This window comes from Niallia sp. CD-39 (assembly GCF_059874745.1).
In genome coordinates this window covers 83,218-101,420 of sequence record NZ_JCBCPS010000003.1, presented here as the reverse complement: position 1 = coordinate 101,420, position 18,203 = coordinate 83,218, and the positions used below count along the sequence as shown (strand labels likewise).

Below are 18,203 nucleotides of genomic sequence, written 5' to 3'. Positions count from 1 at the left end.
TCTTTTTTCTGTACTTTTATTATGCTAGAAAGACGTCAAAATTTCATCTATTTGGATCAAAATCCTATTTAGAATAAAAAGAAATCAACAGACAATAGACAAAGAAAAAACAACCGGATTGGTTGTTTTAATAGTTATTCTTCATTTTGAGTAGAGCCGATGCGATAGTGTAGTTCATTTGCATGAATTTCTTCAAGCGCTTTTCCAACATTTTTATGTGAGACATATTTTTCTAATTGTAGCGTACCATCAATTTGTAAAACACGTGCTCTTTTCGCAGCTACAGATACAAGCGAGTATTTTGAATCAATTTTTGTCATTAATGAATCAATAGATGGATATAACATAATTATTCAACCTCCAACATACGTTTATATTTCGGTTCGACTCTTTCTCTACGACAGTGCTCAGCTACAACGATTGAATTGATGCGTTCACACGCGTTTTCAATCTGATCATTTTCTACCACATAGTCGTAAAGATTCATCATTTCTAGTTCTTCTTTTGCTGCTGTCATTCGGTTACGGATTACATCTTCTGTTTCCGTTCCCCTTGTCACAATACGGTTCTTTAATTCAGAAAGGCTTGGTGGCACAAGGAAAATAAACAAACCGTCAGGAAACTTTTTGCGTACTTGCTTTGCACCTTGCACTTCTATTTCTAAGAAGACGTCTTTGCCTTCTTCTAATGTTTTCTGAACATATTCAACAGGTGTTCCATAGTAGTTTCCAACAAACTCAGCATACTCAAGCAGCTGATCTTTTGCAATCAAGTCTTCAAAGTCTTCGCGAGATTTAAAGAAATAATCAACCCCATCAACCTCCCCATCACGCGGAGATCTTGTTGTCATTGATATGGAGTATTCAAACTTCGTATTTTGTTGGGAAAAAATTTGTTTTCTAACGGTACCCTTTCCAACTCCAGAAGGTCCCGATAAAACAATTAGCAATCCTTTTTCTTTCATTTCTCCTCGTCCTAACCTTCCTCTATAATCTCATCTCGGTCATTTAAACGCGCTGCAACAGTTTCAGGCTGAACAGCTGACAGAATAACATGGTCACTGTCAGTAACAATAACCGCTCTCGTTCTACGTCCATATGTAGCATCGATGAGTGAGCCTCGATCACGTGCATCTTGAATGATTCTTTTAATTGGTGCTGATTCAGGACTAACAATGGAAATGATTCGATTTGCAGAAACGATATTCCCAAATCCTATATTGATTAATTTAATAGACATTTCTGTCCTCCATTCATCACGTATATTTTGACCTATCTTGCTACCTTCTAAACCGTTTACTCGATATTTTGCACTTGCTCTTTTAATTTTTCAAGCAAACTTTTTAACTCAACGACTTCGTAAGCAATCTTTGAATCATTTGCTTTTGAACCAATCGTGTTCACTTCTCTGTTCATTTCTTGGACGATAAAATCTAATTTTCTACCGATTGGTACACCCTCTGTTTCCAAAGTTTTTTGGAATTGATGAAGATGACTATTGAGACGAGTTATTTCCTCATTTATATCGGCTTTATCCGCAAATATTGCAACCTCAGTTACAATCCGCGCATTATCAATTTGAGCTTGTCCGTTAAGGAACTCCTCCATTCGCTTAAGCAACCGGTCTTTATAATGAAGAGAAACTTGTGGAGCGAGGCTTTGAAGAACGACAATCGTTTGCTGCATGCTTTTTAACTGAGTAAGTAGATCCTCTCTCAAGGCCATTCCCTCAGCTTTTCTCATCTCAATCAGCTGCTCACACGCTTTATGTACCGCCTGTAAAAGCAATGCATCGAACTCATGGTCGATGACATCAACTTCCTCAACTTCTAATGTTTCATCACGTACTATATGATGGACATTTATCTCATCGGATAACTGATACTTGTTCTGGATTGTTTGAATGACTTCATAATACTGATCCGCTAACTCCCAATCAACCAGTAGCTTCTTTTTATATAAGCCTTTCCCTTCGATAGAAGCGAATACTTCAATTCGACCTCTCTTTATGCTTTCACTTAACAGTTTCTTTATTTTATCTTCTAAGCGCAAAAACGGTCTCGGAATCCGCATAAAATACTCAGAGAATCGATGGTTCACTGTTTTAATTTCGATTGTAACAGTGTAATTCTTCGTTTGCTGATGACTTCTTCCATAGCCAGTCATGCTTTTAACCATCTTTCACACGTCCTTCCAAAGTGAAAGCTTAAATGATCTATGTATGATTGTGCTTTCCTTTAATCTTATCACTTAATAAGTGAAATGAATACTGGTATGAAAAGATAATCTTCTATTTCCTCATATGGCGTGCGCTTTCTATATGCACGCTTCAATTTCCTCGATAGAATAAGACTTCGTGGGCATTATTTAGCTGTTGCTTTTCCCATCGTTCTTTCATTTTATTATCCAGTTCCACTTTTTATATCTAAAAAAGAAAAGGTAATAGAGTTTCATCTCTACTACCTAATGGATTATATCATATTTTATTTCGACTTTCTTGCCAAAAATGAAAAGGCAAGCAAAAATGTTGGAATTGCCGATAACCCAATAATCATGAACCAATCTTTTAATACGATTGGGACAGTATGGAAGATTGGCTGAAGTGGAGGATAATAGATGACGACGATCATCAGTAAGAAGGATGATAGTACCGCCCACACTAGATATTTATTACCAAACGGATTTCGTGAAAGGACTGACTTTTCACTTCGACAATCAAACACATGAATTAGTTGAGCCATTACTAACGTTGCAAAAGCAACCGTTTGTGCATACGCTAAATCATTTGGGTTTGCGTTGTATGCAAAGATAAACGCGAGTAATGTAACAATTCCGATAAGGAAGCCTCGTGATACAACTTTCCAACCAAGTCCTCTTGCGAACACCCCTTCTTTCGGATGACGAGGCCCCCGTTTCATGACGTTTTCCTCTGGCTTATCTAGCCCTAAAGCCATCGCTGGGAGTCCGTCAGTTACTAAGTTCACCCATAGAATTTGGATCGGTACAAGTGGCAATGGCATTGCTAAAAGCATTGCAAACAACATGACTAGAATTTCTCCAACGTTAGAGGCTAATAAATACCTTATGAACTTACGGATGTTCTCATATATGTTTCTACCTTCTTTAATAGCAGACTTAATGGTTGCAAAGTTATCGTCTAGTAAAACGAGTGACGATGCTTCCTTCGCTACATCGGTTCCTGTAATTCCCATCGCGATGCCGATATCCGCTGCCTTGATTGCCGGAGCATCATTGATTCCATCACCTGTCATCGCGACAATATGGCCACGATTTTGAAATGCTTTAACAATTTTTAATTTATGCTCTGGTGACACTCTAGCAAATACAGCAACTTCCTCAACAACATCTTCTAGTTCCTCTACAGACATATCCGCTAATGCAGAACCTTCTATCACTCTTTGTCCAGTTGTCAGGATGCCAAGTTGCTTAGCAATGGCTTCTGCTGTTATAACATGATCTCCTGTAATCATGACCGTCTTAATACCAGCTTCTTTACATTCTTTAACTGCATCCCTTACTTCTGGACGAGGGGGATCAATCATCCCTTGCAGTCCAATGAACGTTAAGTTCTTCTCCGCTTCACTTTCACTTAACACGAAAGTGTTTCCAGATATCTCCTTAAATGCTATCGCAATCGTTCTTAGCGCATTGGATGCAAGGTTAACAATAGCATCATTTACCTTTCCTACCATGTCTTTATTCATCAATTGCCTTCTACCGTTCCAAAGGATGCCTTCACTTTGGTTAACGATGACATCAGGCGCACCCTTTGTCACTAAGAATGTTCGACCACTTCGGTCCTTAACTATGACACTCATCATTTTACGTGTTGAGTCGAAAGGAAATTCCTTAATTAATTGGAATTGCTGTGACAATCCTTCTCGGCTATATCCAGCTTTCATTCCTGCGACCAATAACGCTCCTTCGGTAGGGTCACCATCAAGCGCAAACTCACCTTTTTTCTGATGTATCTCGGCATGGTTGCAAAGCATTCCGAACATTAAAAGCTGCTGCAATGTTTTTTCTTCCTGCAAATCTATGACTCTGTCATGACGATAAAATTGACCATTGGGCGTATATCCAACACCATCTACATTCCACTCAGTTCCACCTGCCCATAAATGCGTAACGGTCATTTTGTTCTGCGTTAATGTTCCTGTTTTATCTGAACAAATTACTGAAGCGCATCCAAGTGTCTCAACTGCAGGTAGTTTCCTCACGATTGCTTTAGATTTTATCATCCGCTGAACACCTAAAGACAACGCCACGGTGACAATTGCAGGTAAGCCTTCTGGTATCGCAGCAACAGCTAAAGATACGCCTGCTAAGAACATCGTATATAAGTCTTGTCCTTGTAGCACACCTACGAATACGACAAGTACTGTTAATAATAAAGCAGTCGTAATTAAGATTTTGCCTAGCTGTTCTAACCGTCTTTGTAGTGGGGTAATCATCGTTTCCGCATTTTGAAGTAGATCTGCAATTTGACCCATTGCTGTTTTCATCCCTGTGCCAACGACAAGGCCAACACCATTGCCCCTTGTCACCATCGTACCCATAAACGCCATGTTTTCCATATCGCCAATTCCAACTTTATCACCCTTTATTGGCACAACGGATTTCTGCGCCGGCACAGACTCTCCTGTTAAGGCAGATTCTTCAATCTCCAGACTATTAGATTCAACAATACGGACGTCCGCACCAATCCTGTCCCCTGACGAGAATTTCACTAAGTCTCCAACAACGATTTCCTTAGATGGAATCTTCATCCACTCTCCATCACGCAGTACTAAAACTTGAGGAGCAGATAATTCTTTTAACGCTTCTAGCGATTTCTCCGCCTTACGCTCCTGATAGAATCCTAGACAGGCGTTAATCACTACAATCGCAATGATCGCAATCGCATCGATGTATTCTCCTAGTAAGCCAGAAATTAGCGTTGCAGCTAATAAAACAAGCACCATAAAATCTTTAAATTGACTTAAAAATATAAGCAAAGCAGATGGCTTCTCACCTTCGGCTAACTCGTTATAACCATATTGTTTTAAACGTTTTTGTGCCTCTTCATCGCTCAGCCCTTCTGCCCGATTACTGCTTAATGCACCTTCAACCTCTGCTTCATTCATTTCATGAAATTTCATCTAGGCATCACACACTTCCTCCTCATTCTCACATCTCTAATCATTAATGCTAGTCCTTCTATGAAAGCTTATTCATCCTTGTCCTAAAAAATGCTATGATTAAACAAACGGAAATCTGTTCGACTTTTATTGAAAGAAACGAAAACTTAACTATTACAAAGGATGTTTACATATGTCATTTGATGGACTTTTTACGAAAGCAATGACTTCAGAGCTTTCCGATACACTTTCAGGTGGAAGAATCAATAAAATCCACCAACCATTTAAGAACGAATTGCTTTTTGTTATTCGTGCAAACGGTAAAAACCATAAGCTATTGCTATCGGCTCATCCAAGTTACGCAAGAGCACAGCTAACAAATGAAGTCTTTGAAAACCCTGCAACTCCTCCAATGTTTTGTATGCTATTAAGAAAGCATTTAGAAGGGTTTACGATTGAGAATATTCATCAAATCGAGATGAATCGAATCATTGTTTTTGATATTAAAGGAAGAAACGAGTTAGGTGATTTATCCTATAAGCAATTAATCATCGAGATTATGGGTCGCCACAGCAATATTATTGTCGTTGATCGCGAACGCAATATGATTTTAGATTGCATTAAACATGTTTCTTACGCAGTGAATAGCCATCGCGCGATTTTACCTGGCCAACCTTACGTTCTCCCACCAGATCAAAAGAAACAAGATCCTTTTGCTGCTGATGAGGAAACAATCATCCGAAGCATCGATTTTAACAGTGGGAAGCTAGATAAGCAGCTTGTTGCAAGCTTTGCTGGGCTTTCACCGGTTGTTGCAAAGGAGGTTATTCATCTTGCGGGGCTTCCGAATCGAACAACGATTCCGAAAGCATTTATACAGTTGATAAACAAACTAAAAGCTGGAGAAGTTACTCCTACCTTAATGAAGCATAATGGGAAAGAGAGCTTCCACATATTCCCATTACAACACTTGGAGGGAGAAACAACGTCGTTTCCGACATTAAGCACGATGCTTGACCGTTTTTATTTTGGAAAAGCTGAACGAGATCGCGTCAAGCAGCAAGCAAATGATTTGGAACGGTTGATTCACAATGAAAAAGAGAAATACGAAAAGAAAATCGTGAAATTAGAGCAAACATTGAAGGAAGCAGAAAATGCAGACGCACACCAATTATTCGGGGAATTGATTACAGCAAATATGTATGCAATTACTAAAGGGATGAACGAGATTGAAGTGCAAAACTATTACGATGAAAACGGTGGATTGGTGACGATCACTTTGAACCCACAAAAAACACCATCTGAAAATGCGCAGGTGTATTTTACGAAGTACGTGAAGGCGAAGAATGCGCAGGCGATTGTAAAAGAGCAAATCACAAAGGCAAAAGAAGAAGCTACATACTTCGATTCTCTAACACAACAAATCTTATCAGCCTCACCAAAGGATGTAGAAGAAATACGTGAAGAGTTGGTCGAAGGTGGCTACTTACGCGAAAGACAGAAAAAAGGTCAGAAAAAGCCAGCCAATGCAAAGCCACAGTTAGAGACATATATCGCTACTGACGGTACTGAGATTTTCGTTGGCAAAAACAACAAGCAAAACGATTATTTAACAAATAAATTTGCGCGTAGGGATGAAATCTGGCTACATACGAAAGACATTCCAGGAAGTCATGTTGTCATCAGAAACTCTGAGCCAAAAGATGAAACAATCTTGGAAGCAGCGATACTTGCCGCCTACTTCAGCAAAGCGAGAAGCTCAAGCTCCGTCCCTGTTGACTACACCCAAATCCGCCATGTCAAAAAGCCAAGCGGAGCAAAGCCAGGCTACGTCATCTACGACCAGCAAACAACCGTCTTCGTAACTCCTGATGAAGATGTAATACTCAGATTAAAGAAATAATGAATGACAACAACCACCGGATAAGATTTTTCGGTGGTTTTTACTATTAAGATAAACGATTTAGAATTTCTTTTGCCAATCATTTCACATTGATATAATTAATCAATATTCAAAATAAACAGAACAAGGTGATTCAATGAAATACACAATAACATCAGGGTGCTTAGTATTGAACGATAAACAGGAAGTTCTACTAAAAAAAGATCCTCTTCGCGGTTGGGAATTACCAGGTGGCCACTTAGAAGAACAAGAAACGTTTCAAGAAGCAGTTATTCGGGAGGTCGAGGAGGAAACTGGATTTAAAATATCGCTCAAAAAGTTTTGCGGATTATCTCAAGATTTAGATAAGGGATTTTGTCATGTATGGTGGATTGGAAATGTAATAAGTGGAACTCCTACACTAGGGAATGAAAGCGTAGAAGTTGGTTTTTTTACTATTGAAGAAGCTTTAGAATTAATTAGTAACGAAGACTTCCAAAAGGAACTAACCTCATGCTTTGACGAATCAAAACACCCATTTATCTTAACCTTTAATTAGAAAGGATAGTTTAGCATAGTAATCATTATTAGAAATGTAGACACTTAAGTTTTCCTGAATCACTTCATGCAAAGGAGAAAGAAAGAATGATGAAAAAACTTCTTATGTTTTCACTAGCAATATTTTTGTTTATGGGATTGATAGCCTGCTCTAACGACACTGCTAATGATGAGGAAATAATTACGTTTGTCAAAGAATATAAAACCAAACACTTTACAGTAAAAGACCCTGATAATCCCCCTTCTATAGAGGAAATTGCTGAAAATATTAAACCATACGTATCGGCAGAATTATACGAGAAACATTTTCAAAACCAAACATTAAATATCCCAGCGCAAATTGCAGCTAAAACAAACCGTAGTATCGAAGTTATAGATCTTACTTTAGAAGAAACAGGAGCCGAGGGGAATTCTACTAAATATAAATATATTTTGCACTTAGAGTTTGATAATGGTGAATCTCTTGAGAAAATTGAGAGGCATGGTGAAGTAAGCATTATTAATAATGATGGTGAATTTGAGATCACTCGAGATTGGGAGAACAGATCTAATCATATTGACAACGTTGATTTTTAAAATAACATGTTAAGATTCCTCTCAATTAATCTATCGTTAGACCAAGCAAACCAATATATATAATCAGAGGTTATCGTAATAGATATACTTTCAAGTAAAATACTCAAAAAAAACTCAGAAGCTGGAAATCTCACAAGCTCTAAGAATTAGTTGAAGCGGGCGTACGAGTTATGACTAAAGGACTTCATCCAAGTTCAAATCGGATATGTCTTTCATTTCTTATAACAAGAAGCCAGTAGTATAAAATGGCCATTTACAGATTCGAATGAGTGATTGCTTGATTTATACTGATAAATGCGAAGCTAAAGGAAGAAGCCATAGAATGGGCAATGCGTATGCCTGATCCACAAGGGGAAGGTAAAGGTCAGATTGAATTAGGACAAGTATTTGCCGGGCAAGAGTAAAGTTAAAACTTTACTTAGTTGAGGATTTTTAGCTTTATTGTTATAAGTTAAAGCGAGCACCCACTGTGGATCCTCGCTTTTCCTACTATTATGCTTTTGTTAGCCAGCTTTCTGGGTTTCTTCTCCAGCGGAATAGTGCTTCTTGTTCAGATTGGCTGATGGCACCATTTGCTTCTGCTACTTGTGCAAGTGTTGTAAAGTCGCTAAGGGCAACCGCTTTTACATCAGCTTCTTCAAGCTTTTTGAACCCTTTTTCGAGTTCATATGTAAAGATTGCGACAACACCTAGCACGTGAAAGCCTGCTTCACGAAGGGCGTGTACGGCGTTGATTGAGCTTCCACCTGTCGAGATTAAATCCTCAACAACGACAACCTTTTGCCCCTCCGTAATTCTCCCTTCAATCTGCTTACCTTTGCCATGTCCTTTTGGCTTTGAGCGAACATAGCACATTGGCAAATTCATACGATCGCTCACCCAGGCAGCATGAGGGATTCCTGCCGTTGCTGTTCCGGCGATCATTTCGGTCTCTGGGAAATGCTCTTCAATAAGTGAAACAAGTCCTTCTGCAATTGAAGCTCTTACTTCAGGATGAGACATTGTTAAACGATTATCACAATAGATCGGTGATTGTAAGCCTGATGACCATGTAAATGGTTCAGATGGATTTAGGGCGACTGCTTTGATGTTTAGTAATTGCTCTGCAATTTTTTCTTTCATATTGTAACTCCCTCCCATAATGCTTTCATCTCTTTATATTTCTTTAATGGATCTGCTGCTTTTGTAATCGAACGGCCAACTACGATCGCTGACACCCCTTGTTCTAATGCGAATTGAGGTGTAGCAATCCGTTTCTGATCTGATACGTCATCTTCCTCCTGACGAATTCCTGGTGTTACTGTATAAAAGTCGCTTCCTAGCACCCCGTGAATGAATGATGATTCATGAACAGAGCAAACAACACCATCTAACCCTGCTTCCTTCGTAAGACTGGCATAATGCAATACAGACTGTTGCAGTGAAGTTGGAATACCTTGCTCGTTTTGCATTTGCTCTTCTGTCGTGCTTGTCAGCTGTGTCACTGCAATACAGATTGGCCTTTTCCCATCAATTGAACCTTCTTCAAGTCCAAGTTTTGCTGCTTTCATCATGTCAATTCCACCCGCTGCATGAACATTTACTAAGTCACAACCAAGCGAAGCGATGTTTCTCATTGCATTCTTCACCGTATTCGGAATGTCATGAAGCTTCAAGTCTAAGAAAACATCATGCCCTAATTGTTTTAGTGCAGAAATCATTTCAGGACCTTCTTTATAAAATAATTCCATCCCTACTTTTACAAATAAAGCCTCTCCTTTGAAACGATCTAAAAATGCAAACACCTCTTGTTTTGATGAAAAATCAAGCGCGATGATTAGCGAGTTCTTCATGCTTTCCCCAGCTCCTTCCGATACAGTCTGTAATATGTTCAATGCGAAGCTCATCCATGACAAGTGGAAGATCGTCAATGATAGTTGGACATACATATGGGTCAACGAAATTTGCTGTGCCTACCGCAACTGCACTTGCCCCAGCATAAAGGAATTCAATGACATCCTCTGCCGATTGTACGCCCCCCATTCCAATGATCGGAATGTTTACAGCTTGACTTACTTCATGAACCATGCGAATTGCGACCGCTTTTATCGCAGGGCCTGATAAACCACCCGTTTTATTCGCGATCACTGGTTGACCCGTTTTCAAATCAAGCCTCATTCCAAGCAGTGTGTTGATCATCGTCAAACCATCTGCTCCACCATCTTCAATCGCTTTTGCAATCTCAACAATATTTGTGACATTCGGTGAAAGCTTTACATATACAGGCACACTAGAAGCTTCTTTTACTTTCTTCGTTAATGATTTTGCAACATCAGCATTCGTACCAAAAGCGATTCCACCCGTTTTCACATTTGGACATGAAATATTTAACTCAATCGCATGAACATTTTCAGCCTGCGAAATTTCTTTTGCGACCCGAACATAGTCTTCTTCTACCGAGCCTGCTACATTCGCAATGATTGGGACATCGTATTGATTTAAAAATGGCAATTCCTCTGACATCACTTTTTCAAGCCCAGGGTTTTGCAGACCAATCGCATTTAACATCCCTGCATGCGTTTCTGCTACTCGAGGCGTTGGGTTTCCAAAGCGAGGTTCAACCGTTGTTGCCTTAATCATAATTGCCCCAAGCTTTGATAAATCATAAAATTGACTATATTCACGACCAAATCCGAAGCAACCTGATGCTGGCATAATCGGGTTTTTCAGATTCAGACCCGGTAAGTTCATTTGTAATCGGTTCATACAACAACCTCCCCAGCACGGAATACTGGACCATCAGTGCATACCTTTTTATACGTATAGCCAGTTGGATCATCTGCTGTATGACACACGCATGCGAAACATGCCCCGATGCCACAGCCCATTCTCTCTTCAAGCGAAATATATACTTCCTTACCTTGATAAGCTACTTCTAACGCACGAAGCATTGCAGTAGGTCCACATGTGTAGAGCACATCAAACTGAAGATTGTTTCGCGTAATTGCATCAGTGACAAAACCTTGCTCACCGTAAGAACCATCAGCTGTCACAATGATTGTTTCACCTAATGCCTGAAACTTTTCTTCATAGAAAACCGCATTGTCGCTCTGAAAGCCTAAAACATGAATCACATGTACGCCATTTGCTCTTAATCTTTTCGATAATTCATACAATGGTGGTACTCCGATCCCGCCGCCAACAAGCAATGCTGTCTGTTCTTTATGGCATGCTTCTACAGGAAAACCATTACCTAACGGACCTAGTACATCAACCGTTTGTCCAACCTCTACCAATGATAGTTTTTTCGTCCCTCTTCCTTGTGAACGATATATCATTGTGAACTCGCCTTTTTCAGAATCAATATTCGCGATGCTGATCGGTCTTCTTAACAAAGGATCGATTCCATGATCGACCTTTACATGGACAAATTGACCAGGAGCTTTCATGTCAGACACAAGCTCACCCTTTAAGGTGAGCTCATAAATGTGATCTGCGATTAGTTCTTGGGATACAACGATGCAGTTTTCCTTTTTTATCATACTAAGACAGCCTCCTTCACAACCTCTGCTTGTTGCATTGCATTTGTTGAGAAAGTCATTGATTCGATTACTTGTAGAATCGCATCCGCCGTATCGAGAGATGTTAAACATGGGACACCATTTTCAACCGATTCGCGACGAATTCTAAAACCATCTCTCGCAGGCTGTTTTCCTTTTGTTAGCGTATTGATGACGATTTGTGCTTTGCCGCCTCTAATCATATCAATTAAGTTTGGTCCTTCTGAACCAATTTTCTCTGTTACTTGTACGGGGATTCCAGCAGCTTGTATATATGATGCTGTTCCACTTGTCGCCATTACTCTATAACCGATTGCCACGAATCGTTTCGCTAATTGGATCGCTTCTTCCTTATCTTTATCAGCAATTGTCATTAGCACGGTTCCGTATTTATAAATCTTCATTCCAGAAGCAACTAATCCTTTATAAAGCGCTTTTTCGAGTGTTGTATCTTTCCCCATCACTTCTCCTGTTGACTTCATTTCTGGCCCAAGTGTAATATCAACTCTTCGAAGCTTTGCAAATGAGAAGACAGGAACCTTCACGTACACACCCGCCTTTTCGGAAACAAGCCCACTCTCATAGCCTTGCTCTTTTAATGACTTCCCCAAAATAACTTTCGTCGCCATATTTGCCATTGGCACTTTCGTAATTTTACTTAAAAATGGCACGGTACGACTTGAGCGTGGGTTCACCTCTAAGACGAATATCTCACCTTTAGATATGACGTATTGAATGTTTAGTAGCCCAACAATCTTAAGTCCCTTTGCCAGTCTTGTTGTATAATCAACAAGCGTCTGTTTGATCTCCGCTGATAAGTTTTGCGGAGGATAGACAGCAATCGAGTCACCAGAATGAACTCCAGCTCGTTCGATATGCTCCATTATCCCTGGTATAACAACCGTTTCCCCATCAGATATCGCATCAACTTCAATTTCTTTTCCTGTTAAGTAACGATCGATTAACACTGGGTGTTCTGGGTTTACCTTAACCGCATGTTTCATATAATGAAGCAGTTCTTCCTCTTTGTAGACGATTTCCATCGCTCGTCCACCTAGTACATACGAAGGTCTCACAAGAACCGGATATCCAATTTGAGTGGCAATCTTAACCGCTTGTTCCACTGATAACGCCGTTTTCCCTTGTGGTTGTGGGATTTTCAGGGAATTCAATGCATGCTCAAACTTATCTCGATCTTCTGCACGATCTAAATCCTCTAGCGATGTCCCAAGGATTTTCACACCGCGCTCGACTAACTTCGCTGCAAGATTGATTGCCGTTTGCCCACCGAACTGAACGACCACTCCTTCAGGATTTTCAAGGTCGATAATATGCATTACATCTTCAATCGTTAACGGTTCAAAATAGAGCTTGTCAGAGATGCTAAAGTCCGTTGACACCGTTTCAGGATTGTTGTTTATAATAATCGCCTCATATCCTGCTTCTTTAATCGCCCATACCGCATGTACTGTTGAATAGTCAAACTCGATCCCTTGCCCGATACGAATTGGACCAGAGCCTAGTACAACGACACTCTTCTTGTTCGTGATGATTGATTCGTTTTCTTCCTCATAAGTCCCGTAGTAATACGGTGTTTCTGATTCAAACTCAGCTGCACAAGTGTCGACCATTTTATAGACTGGGATTATACTTTCAGCTTTTCTCCACTCATAAATCTCTTTTTCTGTTTTATTCCAAAGTTGAGCAAGTACGTGATCTGCAAATCCCCATTCTTTAGCTTTTTGTGCGACTTCTATATGAAATGGCTTTTCTTTTATTTCTTCCTCAAACTCTACCATTTTCGCAAACTTGTAAAGGAAGAATAGATCGATTTGGCACCATTCATGCAATGTTTCTATAGTGACTCCTCTTCTTAACGCTTCCCCGATGTAAAATAAACGCTCGTCGCCAGCTTTTCTAATTCGTTTTTCCAACAAAGCATCATTAACTTCATTCGCTTCATTTAATGCTAGGTGATACACATTCGCTTCAAGTGATCGGATTGCTTTATGGAGCGACTCTTCAAATGTTCGTCCAATCGCCATAACCTCACCAGTTGCCTTCATCTGTGTACCTAATGAGCGATTTGCCGATTCAAACTTATCAAATGGCCAACGTGGGATTTTCGTTACAATGTAATCAAGCGCTGGCTCAAAGCTTGCGTATGTTTTCCCTGTTACCGGGTTCATCATTTCGTCTAAAGTTAGTCCGACTGCGATTTTTGCAGCTAGCTTCGCAATTGGATAACCAGTTGCTTTCGACGCTAGCGCCGATGAACGGCTCACACGCGGATTTACTTCGATAATATAGTATTGGAAGCTATCTGGATCTAATGCTAGTTGAACATTGCATCCACCTTCGATTTCTAAGGCACGGATAATTTTTAAAGATGTATTTCGTAACAATTGATATTCACGATCACTCAATGTTTGTGAAGGAGCAACAACAATCGAATCACCTGTATGAATGCCAACTGGATCAATGTTTTCCATATTACAAACAACGATTGCGTTGTCATTACCATCTCGCATTACTTCATATTCAATTTCCTTAAAACCGGCGATGCTTTTTTCTAATAAACATTGAGTAACAGGGCTGTTTTTCAATCCACTTGTTACAATTTCGATTAGTTCCTCCTCATCATCGCAAATCCCGCCCCCTGTACCGCCAAGCGTGAATGCTGGGCGTACAATGACCGGATATCCGACTACTTCTACGAATTGATACGCTTCCTCTAAGTTATGGATGATTTCACTTTCTGGGACTGGCTCACCTAATTCATTCATAAGTTGACGGAAAAGGTCTCGATCCTCTGCCTGCTCAATCGCTGAAAGCTTAGTCCCAAGGATTTCCACTCCACATTCTTCAAGAACTCCCGACTTTGAAAGCTCTACCGCTAAGTTAAGTCCCGTTTGTCCTCCTAATGTTGGAACGAGTGCATCAGGTCTTTCCTTACGGATGATTTTGCTTACAAATTCGAGCGTCAACGGTTCAATATATACCGCATCAGCAATTTCTGTATCTGTCATGATTGTTGCAGGATTCGAGTTTACAAGAATGACACGATAGCCTTCTTCTTTTAAGGCAATACATGCTTGGGTCCCTGCATAATCAAACTCTGCTGCTTGCCCAATTACGATTGGACCTGATCCAATAACGAGTATGCTTTTAATATCTGTTCGTTTTGTCATTGTTTCGCACCAACCTTTTCATTTGTTTCAATCATCTCCATAAATTGTTCAAACAATCCGTTTGCATCTTCTGGCCCAGGTGATGCCTCTGGGTGGTATTGAACAGTAAACGCTGGGAACTTCGTATGCCTTAATCCTTCGACAGTCTGATCGTTTAAAGCGATATGCGTAACTTCTAAAACACTTTCATCAATTGATGCCTCTTCAACAGTATAGCCATGATTCTGTGATGTGAGTGCGATTTTGCCAGTGTGTAGATCCTTTACCGGGTGATTTGAACCGCGATGACCGAATTTCATTTTCTCGGTGTTTGCACCGCATGCTAAGGCGAATAATTGATGCCCTAAGCAAATGCCGAAAAGTGGCACTTTCCCTAGGATTCCCTTGATCATCTCAATGCCTTCTGGAACATTTTTAGGATCTCCTGGCCCATTCGAAAGCATGACACCATCAGGACTCAAGTTCAGAATTTCTTGTGCGGTTGTATTGTATGGCACGACTATAACGTCACAGTCGCGATTGTTTAATTCTCTTAAAATGCCATGCTTCATTCCATAATCGACAAGAACAACTCTTCTACCTCTACCTGGGCTTGGGTATGCCGTTTTCGTTGAGACCATTTTCACCTGGTTCGTTCCAATTGTCGTTGCTCTTAGTCGTTCTAATACCTCATCTACATTTTCTTCAACGCGGCAAATTGCACCTTTTAATGTCCCATATTGACGAATGATTCTCGTTAATTTTCTCGTATCAATTCCTGCGATACCTGGAATGTCATGCATGTTAAAAAATTCATCCAGTGAACGCTCACTTCTCCAATTTGATGGATAATCGACTGCTTCTTTTACTACAAATCCATGAATACTTGGAAGAATCGATTCAAAATCATCTCGGTTGATCCCATAGTTACCAATCAATGGATAAGTTAATGTAACAATTTGACCGCAATAAGAAGGGTCTGAGAGGATTTCTTGATAGCCTGTCATCCCTGTATTAAATACGACCTCTCCATACGTATTGCGATCACTCCCAAATCCTTTTCCAATAAAAACTGTTCCATCTTCTAAAATGAGTTGTTTTTTCATGCTGTTACACTCCCTTTTTCCCATGCTACTTTCCCAGCAACAATTGTACATACTGGTTGACCTTGTACTTCCCAGCCTTTAAATGGCGTATTCTTTCCTTTTGATAAGAAGCTTTTAGGATCGATGATTGTCTGTTCATTTAAGTCTATTAACACAAGATCTGCATCTTGACCGACTGCAACCCTTCCTTTGTTATGTAAATTGAACACTTCGGAAGGCTTTTTTGTTAAGAAGTCGACAAGCTGTTGCAATGTAAACATCTCTGTCTTGACAAAATGTGTGTAAAGTAGTGAAAAAGCTGTTTCTAGTCCAACAATCCCAAATGGAGCTAAACCCATGCCCTCTGCCTTTTCATCCTCTGAGTGTGGCGCATGGTCAGTCGCAATAAAGTCGATTGTTCCGTCAAGTAAACCTTCGATTAGTGCTTCTCTGTCGCTTGCACCTCGGAGTGGTGGATTCATCTTGTAATTCGTATTCATACCAGGAATATCATCCTCACAAAGGAGTAAGTGATGAGGCGTCACTTCTGCTGTAACACGGATACCTGCTTTTTTCGCATCGCGTACAGCACGAACAGATTCTTTCGTACTAATATGGCAAACATGATAATGACAACCTGCTGCTTCTGCTAAAAGCACGTCTCTTGCAATATGAACCGATTCGCACACTGAAGGAATACCGTTTATTCCATTTTCTTGACTAAACTTTCCTTCATGTACGGCTCCTTTATTGATCAAAGTGTTTTCTTCACAATGTGCAACAATAGCCATATCAATAGCTGCTGCTTTCTTCATTGCCTCTAACATCATGCTTGCTGACTGCACACCAACTCCATCGTCTGTAAATGCGAATGCTCCAGCTTCTTTTAAGCTAGTAAAGGAAGTTAACTCTTTGCCTGCCTCACGAATCGTAATTGATGCGTATGGAAGCACATTTACAACCGCCGTTTCTTTGATGCGGTTTTGCAACCAATCAAGCTGTTCTTTCGTGTCTGGAACAGGTCTCGTGTTTGGCATGGCAGCAATAGTTGTAAATCCACCCTTTGCTGCTGCAAGACTTCCCGTGTGTATTGTTTCTTTATGTTCTCCACCTGGTTCACGTAAATGAACATGCAAATCGATAAATCCTGGAGTGAGAAGAAGACCTGATGCATCGATCGTTTCTGCTGCATCTACAAGTAAATCCGTGCCAATCTGCGCGATTTTTCCATTCTTAATGAATACATCTACAACTTGCTCTTCTCCATTACTTGATAGCAACTGCCCATTTTTGATTAACATTGTCATTTATACCGCTCCCCTTCATTTGTTCAATTGATCTTTTTAACACCGCCATACGAATATAGACACCGTTTTGCATTTGTTTAAAAATTCTTGAGCGCTCACATTCAACAAGCTCATCTGCAATTTCTACATCCCGATTAACTGGTGCTGGATGCATAATGATGCTGCCATGCTTCATTCGTTTTTCTCGGTCAACTGTTAATCCATACTGCTCATGGTATTCCTTTTTTGACATGCTTATTGCAATCGCATGACGTTCATGCTGAACCCTCAGCAGCATCACAACATCTGAAGTTTCAATCGCTTCATCAATAGGTTCAAAAGCTACTTGACTAAGCATTTCTTCGTCAAACCATTGAGGTGGACCTGAGAACACAACATTTGCTCCGAGGCGAATAAGTGCATCTGCATTAGACCGTGCTACACGACTATGGCGAATATCGCCAATAATCGCAATCTTCAATCCATCAAACTGCCCAAATTCCTGTTTAATTGTGAGGAGATCGAGCAATGATTGTGTAGGATGATGTCCGCATCCATCTCCTGCATTGATGATCGCAATTGACGTTTTTTCTTTTATTTGATCAAAGTATCGATCTTCATTATGGCGAATGACTAAGCTGTTCACTCCTATCGCCTCTAATGTTTTGACCGTATCGTATAATGTTTCCCCTTTTTGAACACTTGAGGTACTCACTTCAAATGGAATCATATCTAGTCCAAGTCGTCTTTCAGCTACTTCAAAGCTGCATTTTGTTCTCGTGCTGTTTTCAAAAAACAAGTTGGATACAAACACCTTTTCCTCTGGCTTCCACTTCCCACCATTTAGAAAAAATTCAGCATCATGTAGTATATCGTTCATTTCTTCAATGCTTAATTCTGATGTTGTTAACAAATGCTTTGCCATATGAATCCCCTCTTTCCATGAGTCTTCTTGATTTCCTTCCTA

The 18,203-nt window shown here is 40.1% G+C and carries 16 protein-coding genes; 3 read left to right on the top strand and 13 right to left on the bottom strand.

Going from position 1 to position 18,203, the window contains the following annotated elements:
- Positions 1-134 precede the first annotated feature (134 nt).
- The 5 genes from rpoZ to AC6F34_RS08870 form a co-directional block, all read right to left on the bottom strand.
- Complete coding sequence (rpoZ, locus tag AC6F34_RS08890; protein WP_500771180.1) at positions 135-347, bottom strand: DNA-directed RNA polymerase subunit omega; 213 nt, start codon at positions 345-347, stop codon at positions 135-137.
- Positions 348-349: 2 nt separating this feature from the next.
- Complete coding sequence (gene gmk, locus AC6F34_RS08885) at positions 350-964, bottom strand: guanylate kinase (protein ID WP_500771178.1); 615 nt, start codon at positions 962-964, stop codon at positions 350-352.
- Between the two features lie 11 nt (positions 965-975).
- Positions 976-1,239 carry an extracellular matrix/biofilm regulator RemA gene (gene remA, locus AC6F34_RS08880; protein WP_500771176.1) on the bottom strand — a complete coding sequence of 88 codons (264 nt, stop codon included), beginning with the start codon at positions 1,237-1,239 and terminating at the stop codon, positions 976-978.
- 56 nt (positions 1,240-1,295) lie between these two features.
- Positions 1,296-2,177, bottom strand: coding sequence for a YicC/YloC family endoribonuclease (locus AC6F34_RS08875; RefSeq protein WP_500771174.1), 882 nt, complete (start codon positions 2,175-2,177; stop codon positions 1,296-1,298).
- Positions 2,178-2,482: 305 nt separating this feature from the next.
- Entirely contained in the window at positions 2,483-5,161 is a 2,679-nt protein-coding gene (locus AC6F34_RS08870; protein ID WP_500771172.1) for a calcium-translocating P-type ATPase, SERCA-type, read from the bottom strand.
- Between the two features lie 172 nt (positions 5,162-5,333).
- Here AC6F34_RS08870 and AC6F34_RS08865 point away from each other — a divergent pair, with 172 nt between their 5' ends.
- From AC6F34_RS08865 to AC6F34_RS08855, 3 genes are all read left to right on the top strand, one after another.
- Positions 5,334-7,043, top strand: coding sequence for an Rqc2 family fibronectin-binding protein (locus tag AC6F34_RS08865; RefSeq protein WP_500771170.1), 1,710 nt, complete (start codon positions 5,334-5,336; stop codon positions 7,041-7,043).
- Between the two features lie 136 nt (positions 7,044-7,179).
- A complete protein-coding gene (locus AC6F34_RS08860; protein ID WP_500771168.1) occupies positions 7,180-7,581 on the top strand; it encodes an NUDIX hydrolase in 402 nt (133 codons plus the stop codon).
- A gap of 86 nt (positions 7,582-7,667) precedes the next feature.
- On the top strand, positions 7,668-8,156 hold the full coding sequence (locus AC6F34_RS08855; RefSeq protein ID WP_500771166.1) for a hypothetical protein: 489 nt from the start codon (positions 7,668-7,670) through the stop codon (positions 8,154-8,156).
- Positions 8,157-8,648: 492 nt separating this feature from the next.
- Here AC6F34_RS08855 and pyrE read toward each other — a convergent pair whose 3' ends face one another.
- Genes pyrE through AC6F34_RS08815 form a run of 8 tightly spaced genes read right to left on the bottom strand, consistent with a single transcriptional unit; the run spans position 8,649 to position 18,161 of the window.
- On the bottom strand, positions 8,649-9,278 hold the full coding sequence (pyrE, locus tag AC6F34_RS08850; RefSeq protein WP_500771164.1) for an orotate phosphoribosyltransferase: 630 nt from the start codon (positions 9,276-9,278) through the stop codon (positions 8,649-8,651).
- Entirely contained in the window at positions 9,275-9,988 is a 714-nt protein-coding gene (gene pyrF, locus AC6F34_RS08845; protein WP_500771162.1) for an orotidine-5'-phosphate decarboxylase, read from the bottom strand. Before pyrF ends, pyrE begins: the two co-directional genes overlap by 4 nt.
- Positions 9,960-10,901: a dihydroorotate dehydrogenase gene (locus AC6F34_RS08840; protein ID WP_500771160.1), complete on the bottom strand. Its 942-nt coding sequence runs from the start codon at positions 10,899-10,901 to the stop codon at positions 9,960-9,962. Before AC6F34_RS08840 ends, pyrF begins: the two co-directional genes overlap by 29 nt.
- Entirely contained in the window at positions 10,898-11,677 is a 780-nt protein-coding gene (locus AC6F34_RS08835) for a dihydroorotate dehydrogenase electron transfer subunit (RefSeq protein ID WP_500771158.1), read from the bottom strand. The genes AC6F34_RS08840 and AC6F34_RS08835 overlap by 4 nt, the downstream gene beginning before the upstream one ends.
- Positions 11,674-14,886, bottom strand: coding sequence for a carbamoyl-phosphate synthase large subunit (gene carB / locus AC6F34_RS08830; RefSeq protein ID WP_500771156.1), 3,213 nt, complete (start codon positions 14,884-14,886; stop codon positions 11,674-11,676). Before carB ends, AC6F34_RS08835 begins: the two co-directional genes overlap by 4 nt.
- Positions 14,883-15,971: a carbamoyl phosphate synthase small subunit gene (locus AC6F34_RS08825; protein ID WP_500771154.1), complete on the bottom strand. Its 1,089-nt coding sequence runs from the start codon at positions 15,969-15,971 to the stop codon at positions 14,883-14,885. The genes carB and AC6F34_RS08825 overlap by 4 nt, the downstream gene beginning before the upstream one ends.
- A complete protein-coding gene (gene pyrC / locus AC6F34_RS08820; protein ID WP_500771152.1) occupies positions 15,968-17,257 on the bottom strand; it encodes a dihydroorotase in 1,290 nt (429 codons plus the stop codon). The genes AC6F34_RS08825 and pyrC overlap by 4 nt, the downstream gene beginning before the upstream one ends.
- Positions 17,217-18,161 carry an aspartate carbamoyltransferase catalytic subunit gene (locus AC6F34_RS08815; RefSeq protein ID WP_500771150.1) on the bottom strand — a complete coding sequence of 315 codons (945 nt, stop codon included), beginning with the start codon at positions 18,159-18,161 and terminating at the stop codon, positions 17,217-17,219. The genes pyrC and AC6F34_RS08815 overlap by 41 nt, the downstream gene beginning before the upstream one ends.
- Positions 18,162-18,203 lie beyond the last annotated feature (42 nt).

Excerpts from the sequence above, each read along its gene's own strand:
- rpoZ (WP_500771180.1), bottom strand. The coding sequence starts at position 347 with ATGTTATATCCATCTATTGATTCATTAATGACAAAAATTGATTCAAAA.
- AC6F34_RS08870 (WP_500771172.1), bottom strand. The coding sequence starts at position 5,161 with ATGAAATTTCATGAAATGAATGAAGCAGAGGTTGAAGGTGCATTAAGC.
- AC6F34_RS08815 (WP_500771150.1), bottom strand. The coding sequence starts at position 18,161 with ATGGCAAAGCATTTGTTAACAACATCAGAATTAAGCATTGAAGAAATG.
- AC6F34_RS08865 (WP_500771170.1), top strand. The coding sequence starts at position 5,334 with ATGTCATTTGATGGACTTTTTACGAAAGCAATGACTTCAGAGCTTTCC.
- AC6F34_RS08860 (WP_500771168.1), top strand. The coding sequence starts at position 7,180 with ATGAAATACACAATAACATCAGGGTGCTTAGTATTGAACGATAAACAG.
- AC6F34_RS08875 (WP_500771174.1), bottom strand. The coding sequence starts at position 2,177 with ATGGTTAAAAGCATGACTGGCTATGGAAGAAGTCATCAGCAAACGAAG.
- gmk (WP_500771178.1), bottom strand. The coding sequence starts at position 964 with ATGAAAGAAAAAGGATTGCTAATTGTTTTATCGGGACCTTCTGGAGTT.
- pyrC (WP_500771152.1), bottom strand. The coding sequence starts at position 17,257 with ATGACAATGTTAATCAAAAATGGGCAGTTGCTATCAAGTAATGGAGAA.
- remA (WP_500771176.1), bottom strand. The coding sequence starts at position 1,239 with ATGTCTATTAAATTAATCAATATAGGATTTGGGAATATCGTTTCTGCA.
- pyrF (WP_500771162.1), bottom strand. The coding sequence starts at position 9,988 with ATGAAGAACTCGCTAATCATCGCGCTTGATTTTTCATCAAAACAAGAG.
- AC6F34_RS08825 (WP_500771154.1), bottom strand. The coding sequence starts at position 15,971 with ATGAAAAAACAACTCATTTTAGAAGATGGAACAGTTTTTATTGGAAAA.
- carB (WP_500771156.1), bottom strand. The coding sequence starts at position 14,886 with ATGACAAAACGAACAGATATTAAAAGCATACTCGTTATTGGATCAGGT.
- AC6F34_RS08855 (WP_500771166.1), top strand. The coding sequence starts at position 7,668 with ATGATGAAAAAACTTCTTATGTTTTCACTAGCAATATTTTTGTTTATG.
- AC6F34_RS08835 (WP_500771158.1), bottom strand. The coding sequence starts at position 11,677 with ATGATAAAAAAGGAAAACTGCATCGTTGTATCCCAAGAACTAATCGCA.
- AC6F34_RS08840 (WP_500771160.1), bottom strand. The coding sequence starts at position 10,901 with ATGAACCGATTACAAATGAACTTACCGGGTCTGAATCTGAAAAACCCG.
- pyrE (WP_500771164.1), bottom strand. The coding sequence starts at position 9,278 with ATGAAAGAAAAAATTGCAGAGCAATTACTAAACATCAAAGCAGTCGCC.